The following is a 14878-nucleotide window of genomic DNA, read 5'->3' on the forward strand; positions in this document are numbered from 1 at the left end:
TACAGAACGGTAACGTCAGTAATTCACCTGCGTCGGCGAGCCGTCATCACCACGATCGTTTTTATCCGGCGTGGCCGGCTGAATCGTGCTGGTTTGCGTTTTGGTTGGCGGCGGCGCGTTTTTATCTGCGGGCGGGAAGTAGAGTGGGCCTTTCAGACCACAGCCCGTCAGGCTAAACAGAGTCAGCAGTACGGCCAGCGTGCGAAACACATCTTTCATTATAAGTTGCCTGTAAGTTCGTTCTTTCTGCTTTCTATCATCGCAGGAGAAGACACAAAAGCAAGAGTTTGCGCGTTTAGGGCATCGGGAAATGTTTCGCGTTATACTGCTGCCATCATAAAAAACGGGATAAGAGAATGAACGACAGTGAATTTCATCGCCTCGCAGACAGCCTGTGGCTGACCATCGAAGAACGCCTGGATGACTGGGACGGCGACAGTGATATCGACTGCGAGATCAACGGCGGCGTGCTGACCATCAGCTTTGAAAACGGCAGCAAAATCATTATTAACCGCCAGGAACCGCTACACCAGGTCTGGCTGGCAACCAAACAGGGCGGCTACCATTTTGACCTGAAAGGCGACGAATGGGTGTGCGACCGCAGCGGTGAAACATTCTGGGATCTGCTGGAACAAGCGGCGAGCCAACAGGCGGGAGAAACCGTCAGCTTCCGCTGACATTCATTGCCCGGTAACATGCCGGGCAAATCGCTTAAGAGAAATACTGCTGCAACAACGGCGCATCGTTATCCTGGTTTGCCGGCGTCGCGGTGCTAATCGCCTGATTACGGAACGGAATCACCTGCGCGCGACCTTCAACATTCACAATCTGATAGAACTGCGGCAAGTTGAAGTTGATAAAGCTCGAACCGTAAGTAAAGCGATCGTGAGATGAGGAATAGAAACGGCTGACATCACGCACCAGCTCTTCTTTGCTGCCTTCGCAGTGGTGATAGACTTCCGCGCGGTTGCTCTCATCCAGAATATAGATGTTAAAGCCCTCTTCACCGGTCTCTTCAAAGAAGAATTGAATAATCCCTTCACTGGCAAAACCATCTACCACCGCAGGTAACTCAACGTGATTGGTTTCCACCTGCACTGAAAGGCCATGCAACTTGTTGTGAGAAATCGCGCCGTAAAACTCAATCGCGTTTTCCAGTTTCTGCACCGAGACATTGAGACGTTCAAAGAACAGTCCCCAGGTCTGACCGGCAACACGCAACGCTTTGAAACGCCCGGTTTCCTGGCGCGTGCTGGAGAGGCGCAGCTCAACGCATTCTGACACCAGTTGCTGTACACGGGTGCGAATAAGACCACGTAAATGCTGGCTGTAGCAGAACACTTCAACGCTATCCGGCGGCGCAGCGTCCTGATGCATTTTACCCAGAATGGTTTTCAGCGCTTCGATCATCGCCTGCTCGCCGTTGAAATGCAGGGTTCGCACTTCATTCCACGAGTTACGATAGAGCAAATCTACGCTGCCAACGAGGCAATTTTGCTGTTCGCCGAAGCTGAACACATCAAGTTTGCGGAAATCAAAATGCACCACCTGGTTACGGAACGCCGCAGTTGGGTCGTACTCCAGGTTAACAATGATCGCCAGGTGACGGATTTCACAAGGGCTGTAGAGCGCTTTTGGCGTCGGGGCAGGCAGCCGCAGCGGGAAGTGGTGGGAAACATCCGCCACCATCTCCTGCAACTTCGGCAAATCAACAATGCCGTTGCCTTTAATAAACAGGTGTGTACGTGAAGTCAGCAGACCGTTAAACCACGCCCAGGCGACCAGCTTATTAAGGTAGCGGTTATATTCCAGCGGCTGATGGCTGACGATCGAATCCATATTTGGCGCGCGGTTGTAAAGATACCAACCTGTACGGTTGGCACGGCCCGGCGGCACATGAATAAAGGTTAAATTCGGTTCGGAGAGATCCGGTGAAATTTGCGGGTTCACCAGCGTTACTTTACCCGGCAGCGCTTCAAATGCCGCGTACAGTTTACGGGTTAATACGCCGATATCCTGCGGGCTGGCGGAAACGCTCAGATTGTTGCGACGCGCAAAGCGAATCAGGTTGCGGTAACTCTGCATCATCGCGTCGAGCAGTTCGTTGTGCGCTTCGCGTACCTGATCGATTTTCCAGTTTGCGCGGTTATCCAGCATCGCTACACGCGCGTCATCCCAGCCCCACTCTTTTACCAGCTGCGAAATCACTTCGCGACGCCAGCCAACGCAGGCGCGCTCGCGGCTCAGTTTCTCGCAGACTTTTAAATAGAAACATCGGCGAGCAAGATCGAGGCGTGCGGTGTCTTCAATCGCGATCAGGTATTCCGTCACGCGCTCCAGCATCATGCAGTAGTGATCGAGACCAAACGAGACAATCTCGCCATCATGCAAACGCTGTTTGATATCTTTCGCCAACAGACGCGTGTTGGGGTATTCCCAGGAATAAGCTTCCAGCAGCAGCGTTTTCAACACCGCTTTGTACGGTGAATCAATACTTTTATAGAGCTGCCACAAGCTGGCACCGAAGTACTCTTCCGCCGAAAGCGAGCTCAGACCACCCAGATCCAGCCATTCGTTCGGCGTTAAAACGCCCTGCGCATAGAGCGTCATAACGTAGTCGTCGTAATGCTCTTCTTCGTCTCCCGGCACCATATTCCACAGAATACGTTTACCGGCCAGGCGTACGGCGGTGCGGTAAAATTCGTCAAGCAACAGGATATGCTGCGTTGAACCGCAGTCCTCACCACCGAGACTGCCGCTTTCATTGTGGCGGAAACGGTTTTCATCAATCAGGAAGAAGCTCACTTCCACGCCGAGCGAGGCCGCCCAGCTCTCCAGCAGGCTGCACTTACGTTGCAACAGCTGGCGCTCTTCATTATCGAGCCAGGATTGATGGCAGACCCAGATATCCAGATCCGAGGAACAGCTTTGCCCAACCGATGAGGTACTGCCCATAGAATAGACGCCAGTGATCGGCAGTTCGCCTTTTGGCGACGCCTGCGGCGGCATACCACGGTGCATCTCAAGTTCGTTCAGGTAGTGAAGTTGGTTTTCATCAGGCGTGTAAAAGCAAATGCCCTGGGGAACGTTACCTTCAAGGTAACCCGGCATCAGCGGATGGTGGTAATGCAACAATGTAGGCAGCAGACTGTAAACCTGCTGGAAAGCAGGCCCCATGGCAGCAAGCGCGCGATCCACACGCAATTGATTGATGGCATCCAGTCTCTGTTTCAGAGTCTCAATATAGAGGTACAAGACATATCGCCTGATGTTTACAGAAAATCCAAAATAACCGTCACCTTTTTTCGCCCTTTATCTTTATAGGGGGAGTGACGAAAAAATGGTCTAAAACGTGATCAATTTAACACCTTGCTGATTGACCGTAAAGAAAGATGCGCTACAAACCAGTGTAGCAGCAAACGCTCTCTGTAAAGTCCGAATTACAGCCCGGTTGCGCCTGTATTGCAGAGGTGTCGCCTTCTCGCACCCATGCAATCTACCGCGAGCACTGACACCCTAATGCAACAATGTTAGGATGGTCAACGGACGATAACGACGGTAACAAGCATGTTAGACAATGTTTTAAGAATTGCCACACGGCAAAGCCCTCTTGCGCTCTGGCAGGCACATTACGTTAAGGGACGCCTTGAGGCGAACCACCCAGGGCTAACAGTTGAACTGGTGCCGATGGTCACTCGCGGAGACGTGATCCTCGATACACCGCTGGCAAAAGTGGGCGGTAAAGGCCTGTTTGTCAAAGAACTCGAACTGGCACTGCTTGAAAACCGTGCCGATATCGCCGTGCATTCAATGAAAGATGTACCGGTCGATTTCCCGCAAGGGCTTGGCCTGGTGACCATCTGTGAGCGCGACGATCCACGCGACGCTTTTGTATCAAATCGCTATAACTCGCTGGATGAATTACCCGCTGGCAGCATTGTCGGCACCTCCAGCTTACGCCGCCAGTGTCAGTTAGCGGAGCATCGCCCGGACCTGGTGATCCGCTCCCTGCGCGGAAATGTCGGCACGCGTCTTAGCAAGCTCGACAACGGTGACTATGACGCGATTATTCTCGCGGTTGCCGGTCTTAATCGCCTTGGACTGGGTTCCCGCGTTCGCGCTGCGCTGCCGCCGGAAACCTCGCTGCCAGCTGTCGGCCAGGGCGCGGTAGGTGTTGAGTGTCGCCTGGACGATACGCGTACGCGTGCCCTGCTCGCGCCGCTCAACCACGACGACACCGCCGTTCGCGTGAAAGCCGAACGCGCCATGAATACGCGTCTTGAAGGCGGCTGCCAGGTGCCAATTGGCAGCTATGCTGAACTGATTGATGGCGGGATCTGGCTGCGCGGTCTGGTTGGCGCGCCAGATGGTTCCATCATGGTACGCGGCGAACGTCGCGGCCGTCTGGAGGATGCCGAGCAGCTTGGTATCTCACTGGCGGAAGAGTTACTCGATAATGGCGCACGCGCCATTCTGGCCGAAATTTATAACGGAGACGCCCCCGCATGAGCATTCTGGTCACCCGCCCGTCCCCCGCTGGGGAAGAATTAGTGAGCCGACTGCGCACACTGGGGCTGGTGGCCTGGAGCTTTCCGCTGATCGAATTCACGCCGGGCCGCGAGTTGAGTTCACTCCCCGCCCGGCTTGTCGCGTTAACCGCAGACGACATGGTGTTTGCGCTGTCGCAACATGCCGTTTCCTTCGCTCACGCGCACCTGCAACAACAAGGTCTGCGCTTTCCGGGCGAACCGCACTATTTCGCGATTGGTCGCACCACCGCACTGGCACTGCACACCGTTAGCGGGATTGACGTGCGCTATCCCCTCGATCGGGAAATCAGCGAAGTGTTGCTACAATTACCTGAATTACAAAGTGTTCAGGGCAAGCATGCGCTAATCTTACGAGGTAACGGCGGGCGCGAAGTGCTGGCGGAAACGCTGGCGGCGCGCGGCGCCGACGTTGAGTTTTGCGAGTGCTATCAACGCAGTGCGAAATGTTATGACGGCGCGGAAGAAGCGATGCGCTGGCACACGCGCGGCGTGACCACGCTTGTGGTCACCAGCGGCGAAATGATGCAACAACTGTATTCACTTATTCCTCCCTGGTATCGGGAGAACTGGTTACTTCGCTGCCGCCTGGTGGTGGTAAGTGAACGTCTGGCGCACCTCGCCCGGGATCTGGGCTGGCAGGATATTCAGGTCGCTGACAATGCCGACAACGATGCGCTGCTTCGCGCATTACAATAACTCTCATAATGGGAAGCCATAATGACGGAACAACAACACTCCTCCGCTGAGGTTGAAGAGACCAAAGCGGCTGACGGCGCAACGCCGCCGCCGGAGAAAGCAGAGAAAAATGCACGCGCTAACAGGACCAGCCTTGCACTCGGCGCGATCGCCATCGCGATTGCACTGGCATCTGGCGCAGGGCTTTATGGCTGGGTGAAACAGCAGACCGCAACCCTGAACAACAACAATGGCGAACTCGCCGACCAGGTGATTGCACTACAGCAATCGCAGGATAAGCAGCGTGCGGAGCTGGAAGGCGTAATCAAGCAGCAATCCAGTGAGCTTGCAGCGGCCAAACACCAGAATGACGTGCTGGCAAAAGAGCTGAATGAAGTGCAGCAGAAAGTGGCGACCATTTCCGGTTCCGACGCCAAAACCTGGCAGTTGGCTCAGGCTGATTTTCTGGTGAAACTGGCCGGTCGCAAACTGTGGAGCGATCAGGATGTCACCACCGCGGCGGCACTGCTGAAAAGCGCCGATGCCAGCCTCGCGGATATGAACGATCCGAGCCTTATCACTGCCCGCCGCGCAATTACGGACGATATCGCCAGCCTTTCCGCTATCACCCAAGTGGATTACGACGGCGCCATTCTGAAGTTAAATCAGCTTTCCAACCAGATTGATAACCTGCGTCTGGCGGACAATAACGATGATGACTCCCCGATGGACGCCGACAGCAGTGAACTGTCCGGCTCCATCAGCGAATGGCGGGTAAACCTGCAAAAAAGCTGGCAGAACTTTATGGACAGCTTTATTACCATTCGCCGCCGTGATGAAACAGCCGTACCGCTGCTCGCGCCGAATCAGGATATCTATCTGCGTGAGAACATCCGTTCGCGCCTGCTGGTTGCCGCGCAGGCCGTTCCGCGCCACCAGGAAGAGACTTACAAGCAAGCGCTGGATAATGTCTCCACTTGGGTGCGGGCCTACTACGATACCGATGATGCCGCGACCAAAGCGTTTCTTGAGGAAGTGGACAAGCTGAGCCAGCAAACCATCGCCATGGATTTGCCGGAATCACTGCAAAGCCAGCCGATTCTGGAAAAACTGATGCAGACGCGCGTACGTAATCTGATGGCTCAGCCAGCGCCAGCCGCTCCTGCTGAACAGCCACCTGCACCTGCCGCGCCTGCAGCCCCTACAGCGCAAGGAGAGTAACCATGTTAAAAGTGTTATTGCTCTTTGCACTGTTGATCGCCGGGATCGTGCTTGGCCCTATGCTTGCCGGGCACCAGGGGTACGTGCTGATCCAGACCGATAACTACAACATTGAAACCAGCGTTACCGGGCTGGTCATTATTCTGGTGCTGGCGTTGGTGGTTATCTTCGCTCTCGAGTGGGTGCTGCGCCGCATTTTCCGTACCGGCTCGCATACGCGTGGCTGGTTCGTCGGCCGTAAGCGCCGTCGCGCCCGTAAACAGACTGAGCAGGCGCTGCTGAAACTGGCGGAAGGCGATTATCAGCAGGTTGAAAAGCTGATGTCGAAGAATGCCGATCACGCTGAGCAACCGGTGGTTAACTACCTGCTGGCGGCAGAAGCGGCGCAGCAGCGCGGCGATGAAGTGCGTGCGAACCAGCATCTGGAACGCGCCGCAGAGCTGGCGGAAAACGATCCGATCCCGGTAGAAATCACCCGTGTGCGCCTGCAACTGGCGCGTAACGAAAACCATGCCGCGCGTCATGGCGTGGATAAGCTACTGGAAATCACTCCCCGCCACCCCGAAGTACTGCGTCTGGCGGAGCAGGCTTACATTCGCACCGGCGCGTGGACGTCGCTGGTGGATATCATCCCGTCGATGGCAAAAGCCAACGTTGGCGACGATGAACACCGCGATCTTCTGCAGCAGCAGGCGTGGATCGGCATGATGGATCAAGCGCGTGCCGATCAGGGCAGCGAGGGGCTGAAAACCTGGTGGAAAAACCAGAGCCGCAAAACCCGCCAGCAGGTGGTATTGCAGGTAGCCATGGCTGACCATTTAATTGAGTGTGACGATCACGATACTGCGCAAGAAATCGTGCTTGATGGTCTGAAGCGCCAATATGACGATCGCCTGGTACTGGTCATCCCTCGCCTGAAAACCAATAACCCGGAACAGATCGAAAAAGTCCTGCGCCAGCAAATCAAAACGCAGGGCGATCGCCCGCTGCTGTGGAGTACGCTGGGGCAATCGTTGATGAAGCACGGTGAATGGCAGGAAGCTTGTCTTGCGTTTCGCGCCGCGCTGAAACAGCGTGCGGACGCGTTTGATTATGCCTGGCTCGCCGACTGCCTCGATCGCCTGCATCAACCGGAAGAAGCCGCCACCATGCGCCGTGACGGTTTGTTACTGACGCTGCAAAATAACCCGCCTCACTAACACTCTGATTCGAGTTGCAGTAAAGCCAACGCACCTGCAACTCGAAACATGGAGTGTTACGCCATAAAAAAACGCCTGCCGGAATACTCAGGCAGGCGTTAAAACAGGTCTTTGACAACTAAATGGGTGCTTCACTCAACGTTATGTCCATGGTGTTTGATGAGGCCGAAGCGACATCTGTCTGTGGACGATAAGCACCGTAAACGGCTCTGCATCATTCCTGAGTTTATGAAGCCTGAAGGCGAACATAAGAGATGGAATGAGCATCTACGCGTATATTATTGCACATACCGTGCCATAACTGCATTAACTAATGTTACAGCGCGCAAATTTTTAAAATATCAGGAAATTCAGCGTTTCTTGCCCCGCCACCACGGCTTAACCGTCTTTCCTTAAAGTCAAAGTGTCGCTGCATAGCGACAAATAGCAGACTAATTACTATAGCTATTTAAAATCATAGGATTACATGTCACCGTTAAGCGACACGCCAGATGCAGATTGTCGTCCACGAGCAACACAGGCAAAAAAGGGATGGAAAGACGAGCAATGCAGAAGAAGTGGCAGAAAGTCAAAAACAAAAAACCCCGCTTACGCGGGGTTCAAAATTGGTCGGCGAGAGAGGATTCGAACCTCCGACCCACTGGTCCCAAACCAGTTGCGCTACCAAGCTGCGCTACTCGCCGTTTTACTGCTTTTTGAATTTTTTGTTCAATCTAAGTTGTGGTGCGAGGGGGGGGACTCGAACCCCCACATCCTAAGGACACTAACACCTGAAGCTAGCGCGTCTACCAATTCCGCCACCTTCGCATTCCACGAAACTTGTACTGCAAAATAATGGGGTGGCTAATGGGACTCGAACCCACGACAACTGGAATCACAATCCAGGGCTCTACCAACTGAGCTATAGCCACCACTGTAAATCTGTTCACGCGGTATCGTGATATTTCACGAACCACCGCAGCTCAAGCGCCGGGTTTAAATGGCGCGCCCGACAGGATTCGAACCTGAGACCTCTGCCTCCGGAGGGCAGCGCTCTATCCAGCTGAGCTACGGGCGCGTAGCGCCGTTGCGGGGGTGGATAGTACGGACTTCGGGCGCGGCTGTCTAGTGCTTTTTTTAAAGAAAATGCGCGTTTGGTTATGCTTTGCGCATTTTGCCTCTTATTCACCCACCCGTTGCGTAACAGCATGCCGATGGAAGCCAAATACCTTATACGCCACCGTTACCGCAGCGAGGAAGATAATGCCGACAAACAGCGACATACGCGTGTCATCGTTGAAGCCCATCCCCACCAGCACGCAAATCAGAAATGCCATGGTTAACCAGTTTGCCCACGGGAACAGCATCGAGCGGAACGGATGGCTGGCAATCGCTTCTTTATGGGCTTTACGGAAACGCAACTGACTAATCAAAATCACGAACCACGGCACCATGCCTGGCAACACGCTGGCGCTGTATACGTAAACAAACACCCGCTGTGGGTTCGGAATCACGTAATTCAGGCAGGAGCCGACCAGCAGAATAATAATGGAAATGGTCACACCCATCGCCGGAACGCCGCTTTTGGACACTTTCGCCACCACCGCCGGCAACTGGCGGTTCTTCGCCAGCGCATAAAGCATACGACCACAGCTATACATACCGCTGTTACAACCGGACAGCGCCGCCGTCAGCACAACAAAGTTAATGATACCTGCCGCCGCAGTGATACCGATTTTGGCAAAGGTCAGCACAAACGGGCTGCCATTGGTGCCAATTTCATTCCACGGGAAGATGGTAACAATGACAAAAATGGCACCCACATAGAAAATCAGAATGCGCCACAGCACCTTGCTGACCGCGCTACGTAGCGTTACTTGCGGGTTTTTCGCTTCACCTGCGGTGATACCAATCAACTCGACACCCTGGTATGAGGCCACAACGATACAGAGCGCGGTTAAAAAGCCCTTCCAGCCGCCGGCAAAGAAACCGCCATGTGCGGTCAGGTTGCCAAAACCGATAGAGTGACCACCATTACCAAAGCCGAAGAAAATCACGCCCAGGCCCACGACAATCATCACGATAATGGTGGTGACTTTGATCATCGCAAACCAGAATTCAATTTCACCATACAAACGCACTGCAGCCAGGTTGGCCAGGGCGACCAGCCCCACCGCAATCAGCGCGGGTATCCACTGCGCAAGATCCGGGAACCAGAACTGGACATACACGCCAATCGCGGTGATTTCCGAGATGCCAACCGCCATCCACATAAACCAATAGGACCAGGCGGTGAGATAGCCAAAAAACGGGCTCATATAGCGATGCGCATAAACCGCGAAAGACCCGGCGACCGGCTCCAGAAACAGCATCTCGCCCATCGAGCGCATAATAAAGAAGACGAAAATCCCGGCGATAATATACGCCAGCAATACCGACGGGCCTGCCCATTTCAGCGTACTGGCAGCCCCCATAAACAGGCCTACGCCTATGGTGCCCCCGAGGGCAATTAATTCGATGTGACGAGACTCCAGACCACGCTGAAGCTCTGGTTTGTTTTCGGCCATAAATCCTCTGTTGTGTTTGCTTCTTTCTTTGCCCGCTCTGCGGGTTATTGTTATGAGTTTTTCCTCAGCTCATAACAGGCCATGCTGCACCGACCCGGAAATGGTTGGCGCAAAAAACACCACGGCACTGCAATGAGTGAGCGAATGGTTTCTTAAAATGAGGAAAATGGCAAACGATGTATAAAAAAAACAGGTGTAATGCACAATAAAACAGCAACAGGAAGGAAAAAGGCAGCGCATTACGCCGCCGGGGGAGAGTCAGAGTTTTCCGCTGTAGTGCCAGCGCAGATAACGCAGCAAGCGTAACTGGCGTTTCAGCCGCGTCGGTTGCGACAATAAGCGATACAGCCACTCCAGCCCTGATTTCTGCCAGAGTTTCGGCGCGCGCTTCACATGGCCGGTAAAGACATCGTAAGTGCCACCCACGCCCATATACAGCGCATCCGGCCAGACAGCACGGCAGTCGCGCATAAAAATCTCCTGTTTTGGCGAGCCCATTGCGACGGTGACGATTTTCGCCCCGCTATCGCGGATCCGCTCAAACAGCGCTTGTCGCTGCGCCGGACTAAAGTAGCCGTCCTGGCTTCCCACAATATTCACCTGCCATTGCGCACGCAGTTTCTGCTCTGTTTGTGCCAGCACTTCAGGTTTGCCACCGACCAGAAACACCGGTGTGCCCGTTTTTCCTGCCCGTGCCATCAGTTGTTCCCAGAGATCGGCCCCCGCAACGCGAGAAACCTGCGCCTGCGGGAATTTCTTGCGCAGCGATCGTACGACGCTGATGCCATCGGCGTATTTATATTCCGCCGCCTCAATCAACGCGCGAACTTGCGCGTCATCTTCCAGCGTCAACATTTTCTCGGCGTTGATCGCCACCAGCGTGCCCTGCCTGATTTGCCCGTCCGCACAGAGAAAATCCAGCGCGTGTTGCATATCGCGCCAGCCAACCAGTTTCAGACCGCGCAGGTCATACAGCGGCGCTGCCGTCTTATCCGTCATGTTAAATCCTTTTCACACCTGGGAGAGGGGTTTCACTACGCGCGTATCGCGACGATGTATAAGTCCTGCACTGTCAAACAGCCAGTACAGCAGTTTCGCCATCAGCAGGCAGAAGCCGAAAATAGCAAGGAAGAACACCACCCGCGAAGCAAACGCATCCAGCCCTTCGCGCGCCAGCACAATCATGTTGAAAATAGCGCCAAAGCAGAAACTATGAAGAATTGCGGCCTTATAACGGTTGGTTTCCCGGTTTCCTAAAGTATATAACCAGTCGAACCATTTAATGATCAGGCCTACCACCACCGCACCCAGCGGGATAAACCACGCGCCGCCCATCACCACTAACGAACCAATCAGCGTGGGCGAAATTGCCAGCCCGGAGTGATTGTTCAGCACTTCCCAGGTGAAGTAATTCGCCGTGTTGAGCACAATGCTAGGCCGCGAAGGCCATAACCAGGAAGGGATAAACACGTAGAAGTCGCGCACAATCGGCGCCAGCCCCTGAAAATCAATCTTGTCGTAGTTTTGCAACAGCAGCGACAAGTTTTCCCACGGCGAGAAGGTATCGCGCGTCAGGTATAAAAAGGTGTAAAACGCCTCGTCGCCGCTGACATTTAAGCCATAGCGTTTCAGCGCCAGCCAGAACATACCGACAATCCCCAGCACGCCCGCAGCCGCCAGCATCCAGAGCGAAATCCAGCCGCGAATAATGCCGATAAACAGGAAAATCGCGAACGCGATAATGATATTGGCGCGCGTACCGCCAACAATCATGTAGGTCAGCAGGCCAAACGCTACGGTGCTGACCAGAAAGAACAGCCACGCCTGCACACTCTGACGCAGAAAGTAGACCACCAGCATCGCCGGAATAAAGAAGTAGAAGAAACGTTTTAACGCGACGCCGGACACTTCGCTGGAGAAGATCTGACTATAGGAGTGCAAGCGGAATAACAGGAAGCCGTTGTGCATAAAGAAGATCCCCACGCTCACCAGCGCGATGATCATCAGCACCACCCATGTCAGATGCGCTTCCACCCGGTTAATAGTGAACAGAGGGCGACGTGTCACCTGTTCGGCTTTCGCCCGCAACCGCGTTTTGTACGTCACGTAATAGATGCCATAGAAACATGCAGCCGCCAGCAATGACTGCATCATAATTCCCGGCGGTGCCACGGCGACGTTAAAACGGAACACCAGCACGCAGGTCAGCGGAAAACCAAAGAAAAAGGTCAGCAGAAACAGCAGCGAAAAGAAAACGTTAAAATTAAACCGCACACGGCGGAATTCAAACCAGGTCAGCGTGGCGATAAACAGCGTCGCCAGCAGCCAGATGATAAACAGTCCGCAAAACTCAAGTGGGCTCATCCGACGATCCCCGCAGCCATACGCAGCGTTTTATGCCAAAGCGTAATGTAATTCGGGCTAAAGAACGTAATGGCATGCTTATCCACTGCCACCAGCTGCCGCCGTGCTTCGCGGATCACCGCTTCGCTTAGCGCATCGCTGGTAAACAACACCGGAATATCTTCTGCCACCATATCGCGCCAGAACGGATTCTCCCGGTTCAGCACGCAGGGAACGCCAGCCTGAATTAGTAAGCAGAGCGTGCCAATCCCCTGCTGACGGGCGAAAATAAAGTAACCTAAATCGCATTGCGCCAGCAGTGCCAGATAGGCGTCAAAGTCCATTTTTTCGCTCAGAATACGCAAGTTATCTGCGCTAAATAGAGCCAGACCGGCGTTGCGGACCGCGGTGATATAGCTGTCGTTATTCGCCGGATAACCCATCGGTACAATGATATTAACCGTGTCGCCAAACTGGCGGTGAATCGCTCGCAATGCAGCAATGTGCTCGTTGCTCGGGTCGCCGGAGTTACCCACCAGAATCGTCAGTTTGCCTTCCCGTTGCAGTTCGTGCGCCATGGTATTCAGCGCCGGATCCATACGCGTTGGGAAATAGAGCAGCTCGCCGCGCACGCCAGGGTTACGTTGCCCGAACCAGGCCAGATCGCCACGGGTAGCAAAAATGCAGCCCACCCGGCGTTGCGCTAAACGGCGCAGCGGATAAAAAAGACGGAATTTGAGGCTACGCGACACTTCATACAGATCGGCGCCCCAGGCATGCCAGTAGAACTGTTCGCGCTTGATAGCACCGCGCAATAACGCCAGCCAAAGGCCGAAGTTGAACTGACCGTGAAAGAAAAAGCGTTGCTGGCGATCGGCTTTTGCGCGCGCAACAACGGCCTTTGCCAGCGCGTTTTTATCGGCATAGAAGTGCAGCGTTAATTCCGGATACGCCGCGCGTTGCCCTTCGTCGCAGCCAACAACCATAAATTCACGGGCATACGCGCCCGAAGCCGCAAGGTTTTCGTTAAAAAACCGCAGAACAGTCTGGTTATGGTGTGGGATATCCGATCCCAGTACGTGAATCAATGCAGTCATGCCTTCTTACGCCAAATCAAAAAAGCGCCGCAACAAGCGGCAAAATAACAAATGTAGGTCGCCATATAGGCCTGCGCCGCGCCGATAGCGCCATGCGCCGGGATAAGCACGCGCGAAAAGAGTGTTAACAGCGCGAACTGGCTCACTTCCGCCAGAATATAAAAGCGCAGCGACGCTTTGGCGATAACCAAATAACCAAATACGTAAGCGCCCACTTTCAATACATCCCCGACCAGCTGCCAGGCAAACAGATCGCGCATCGCCGTGAATTTGTCAGAAAACAGCAGCCAAATCGCCACATCGCGTAGCAACCAGACGCAAAGGCTTACTGCCGCTACCGCCGGTAACACAAAACGCAGCGATTTCACGATTTCACGCGAGATCTCTGTTTTTGTGGTCAATCTGGACAATGTTGGCAACAGATAAACGCTGAACGAGGCGGTGATAAATTGCAGATAAGCATCGGAGATACTGCTGACCCCTTGCCAGATCCCCACGTCATCCCAGCTGTAATGTGCTGCCAGTTGGTTTCGCATCATCACGTAAGCGAGCGGCATGGTCGCCGAGGTGATCAACGCCATTAGCGTAAATTTGCTTAACTGCCCCGCTAATCCGTTGTCCCATCGCGGCGCAAAGTACGCCAGCGGAACACTGCCACGCCGCATCAGCATGAACATTGCCGGGATAACCACCAGCGCCGGAACCAGCGCCATTCCCAGCAACGCGCCCTGATAGCCACCCAGTTTGAAGCAGAGAAACCACGCCAGTACGCCGATCACGCTACCGATAATCAGAGAGAGTGCGTTACTTGCTGCGTCGCGAAACCCTTTCATTACCGCCAGCAGCAGGTTGGCCCATGCAATGCCCATCTGCACCAGCGCCACCAGACGCACCAGCCCCTGATAATCTTTATGCCCGAATAACCCCTGGCTGATGGGTGCTGCCGCCAGCAGAAAAATCAGCGCTAGCAGCGTCGAAAAGCCCAGCACCATCGCGGACGACGTGCCCACAGCAACGCGCAAACGGGCAGGATCGTCATGGTATTGCGCGACAAATTTCGTTACGCCGTTAAAAATCCCGGCGCCTGCCAGTACACCCAGCACGGTGATAAGCTGGCGGAAATTCCCCGCCTGCCCGACACCTGACGGGCCAAACGCCACCGCAAGCAGTTTGACCACCAGCAAGCCCGCGCCAATCTTGACCAGCGTGCTGGCGGCCGTCCATATCGATGCTTTTGCCAGCGACAT

Annotated in this window: 12 protein-coding genes and 4 tRNA genes; 5 read left to right on the forward strand and 11 right to left on the reverse strand. The window is 54.3% G+C overall.

Annotated elements, in window-relative coordinates:
* Nucleotides 1-15: 15 nt before the first annotated feature.
* Nucleotides 16-219: an LPS translocon maturation chaperone LptM gene (gene lptM / locus RT644_RS21940; RefSeq protein ID WP_020456014.1), complete on the reverse strand. Its 204-nt coding sequence runs from the start codon at nt 217-219 to the stop codon at nt 16-18.
* A 137-nt stretch (nt 220-356) separates the two neighbouring features.
* On the opposite strand from lptM, the gene cyaY reads away from it, so the two are divergent.
* Complete coding sequence (gene cyaY / locus RT644_RS21945) at nt 357-677, forward strand: iron donor protein CyaY (RefSeq protein WP_097407604.1); 321 nt, start codon at nt 357-359, stop codon at nt 675-677.
* Nucleotides 678-711: 34 nt separating this feature from the next.
* Here the strand turns inward: cyaY and cyaA are convergent, their stop codons facing one another.
* Nucleotides 712-3255, reverse strand: coding sequence for a class I adenylate cyclase (gene cyaA / locus RT644_RS21950; RefSeq protein ID WP_269232618.1), 2544 nt, complete (start codon nt 3253-3255; stop codon nt 712-714).
* Between the two features lie 312 nt (nt 3256-3567).
* On the opposite strand from cyaA, the gene hemC reads away from it, so the two are divergent.
* From hemC to hemY, 4 genes are read left to right on the forward strand one after another with little or no spacing between them, the layout of a single operon-like run.
* On the forward strand, nt 3568-4509 hold the full coding sequence (gene hemC, locus RT644_RS21955; protein WP_313628102.1) for a hydroxymethylbilane synthase: 942 nt from the start codon (nt 3568-3570) through the stop codon (nt 4507-4509).
* On the forward strand, nt 4506-5246 hold the full coding sequence (gene hemD / locus RT644_RS21960) for a uroporphyrinogen-III synthase (protein WP_313628104.1): 741 nt from the start codon (nt 4506-4508) through the stop codon (nt 5244-5246). Before hemC ends, hemD begins: the two co-directional genes overlap by 4 nt.
* 21 nt (nt 5247-5267) lie before the next feature.
* A complete protein-coding gene (hemX, locus tag RT644_RS21965) occupies nt 5268-6446 on the forward strand; it encodes a uroporphyrinogen-III C-methyltransferase (protein WP_313628106.1) in 1179 nt (392 codons plus the stop codon).
* Nucleotides 6447-6448: 2 nt separating this feature from the next.
* Nucleotides 6449-7645 carry a protoheme IX biogenesis protein HemY gene (hemY, locus tag RT644_RS21970; RefSeq protein WP_097407606.1) on the forward strand — a complete coding sequence of 399 codons (1197 nt, stop codon included), beginning with the start codon at nt 6449-6451 and terminating at the stop codon, nt 7643-7645.
* A 606-nt stretch (nt 7646-8251) separates the two neighbouring features.
* On the opposite strand, the gene RT644_RS21975 is transcribed toward hemY, so the two are convergent.
* The 9 genes from RT644_RS21975 to wzxE all read right to left on the reverse strand — a co-directional run bounded on the left by RT644_RS21975 (nt 8252) and on the right by wzxE (nt 14878).
* Nucleotides 8252-8328, reverse strand: a tRNA-Pro gene (locus RT644_RS21975).
* A gap of 38 nt (nt 8329-8366) precedes the next feature.
* Nucleotides 8367-8452, reverse strand: a tRNA-Leu gene (locus RT644_RS21980).
* 28 nt (nt 8453-8480) lie between these two features.
* Nucleotides 8481-8556: transfer RNA gene (locus RT644_RS21985), tRNA-His, on the reverse strand.
* Between the two features lie 69 nt (nt 8557-8625).
* Nucleotides 8626-8702 (reverse strand) — tRNA-Arg (locus RT644_RS21990).
* A 103-nt stretch (nt 8703-8805) separates the two neighbouring features.
* On the reverse strand, nt 8806-10191 hold the full coding sequence (thrP, locus tag RT644_RS21995; RefSeq protein WP_269232617.1) for a bifunctional threonine/serine APC transporter ThrP: 1386 nt from the start codon (nt 10189-10191) through the stop codon (nt 8806-8808).
* 258 nt (nt 10192-10449) lie between these two features.
* Nucleotides 10450-11190 (reverse strand): lipopolysaccharide N-acetylmannosaminouronosyltransferase, encoded by a 741-nt coding sequence (gene wecG / locus RT644_RS22000; RefSeq protein ID WP_020456007.1) that lies wholly within the window; start codon nt 11188-11190, stop codon nt 10450-10452.
* A gap of 12 nt (nt 11191-11202) precedes the next feature.
* Nucleotides 11203-12555 (reverse strand): ECA oligosaccharide polymerase, encoded by a 1353-nt coding sequence (wzyE, locus tag RT644_RS22005; protein WP_313628109.1) that lies wholly within the window; start codon nt 12553-12555, stop codon nt 11203-11205.
* A complete protein-coding gene (locus RT644_RS22010) occupies nt 12552-13631 on the reverse strand; it encodes a TDP-N-acetylfucosamine:lipid II N-acetylfucosaminyltransferase (RefSeq protein WP_269232615.1) in 1080 nt (359 codons plus the stop codon). Before RT644_RS22010 ends, wzyE begins: the two co-directional genes overlap by 4 nt.
* Entirely contained in the window at nt 13628-14878 is a 1251-nt protein-coding gene (gene wzxE, locus RT644_RS22015; protein ID WP_313628112.1) for a lipid III flippase WzxE, read from the reverse strand. The genes RT644_RS22010 and wzxE overlap by 4 nt, the downstream gene beginning before the upstream one ends.

The organism is Kosakonia sp. (assembly GCF_032104925.1).
In the GTDB taxonomy this organism is placed as follows: Bacteria; Pseudomonadota; Gammaproteobacteria; order Enterobacterales; family Enterobacteriaceae; genus Kosakonia.

Coding starts and splice junctions, on each gene's coding strand:
- hemX (WP_313628106.1), top strand. CDS start 5,268: ATGACGGAACAACAACACTCCTCCGCTGAGGTTGAAGAGACCAAAGCG.
- RT644_RS22010 (WP_269232615.1), bottom strand. CDS start 13,631: ATGACTGCATTGATTCACGTACTGGGATCGGATATCCCACACCATAAC.
- thrP (WP_269232617.1), bottom strand. CDS start 10,191: ATGGCCGAAAACAAACCAGAGCTTCAGCGTGGTCTGGAGTCTCGTCAC.
- wzyE (WP_313628109.1), bottom strand. CDS start 12,555: ATGAGCCCACTTGAGTTTTGCGGACTGTTTATCATCTGGCTGCTGGCG.
- wecG (WP_020456007.1), bottom strand. CDS start 11,190: ATGACGGATAAGACGGCAGCGCCGCTGTATGACCTGCGCGGTCTGAAA.
- hemY (WP_097407606.1), top strand. CDS start 6,449: ATGTTAAAAGTGTTATTGCTCTTTGCACTGTTGATCGCCGGGATCGTG.
- hemD (WP_313628104.1), top strand. CDS start 4,506: ATGAGCATTCTGGTCACCCGCCCGTCCCCCGCTGGGGAAGAATTAGTG.
- cyaY (WP_097407604.1), top strand. CDS start 357: ATGAACGACAGTGAATTTCATCGCCTCGCAGACAGCCTGTGGCTGACC.
- lptM (WP_020456014.1), bottom strand. CDS start 219: ATGAAAGATGTGTTTCGCACGCTGGCCGTACTGCTGACTCTGTTTAGC.
- hemC (WP_313628102.1), top strand. CDS start 3,568: ATGTTAGACAATGTTTTAAGAATTGCCACACGGCAAAGCCCTCTTGCG.
- wzxE (WP_313628112.1), bottom strand. CDS start 14,878: ATGTCGCTGGCAAAAGCATCGATATGGACGGCCGCCAGCACGCTGGTC.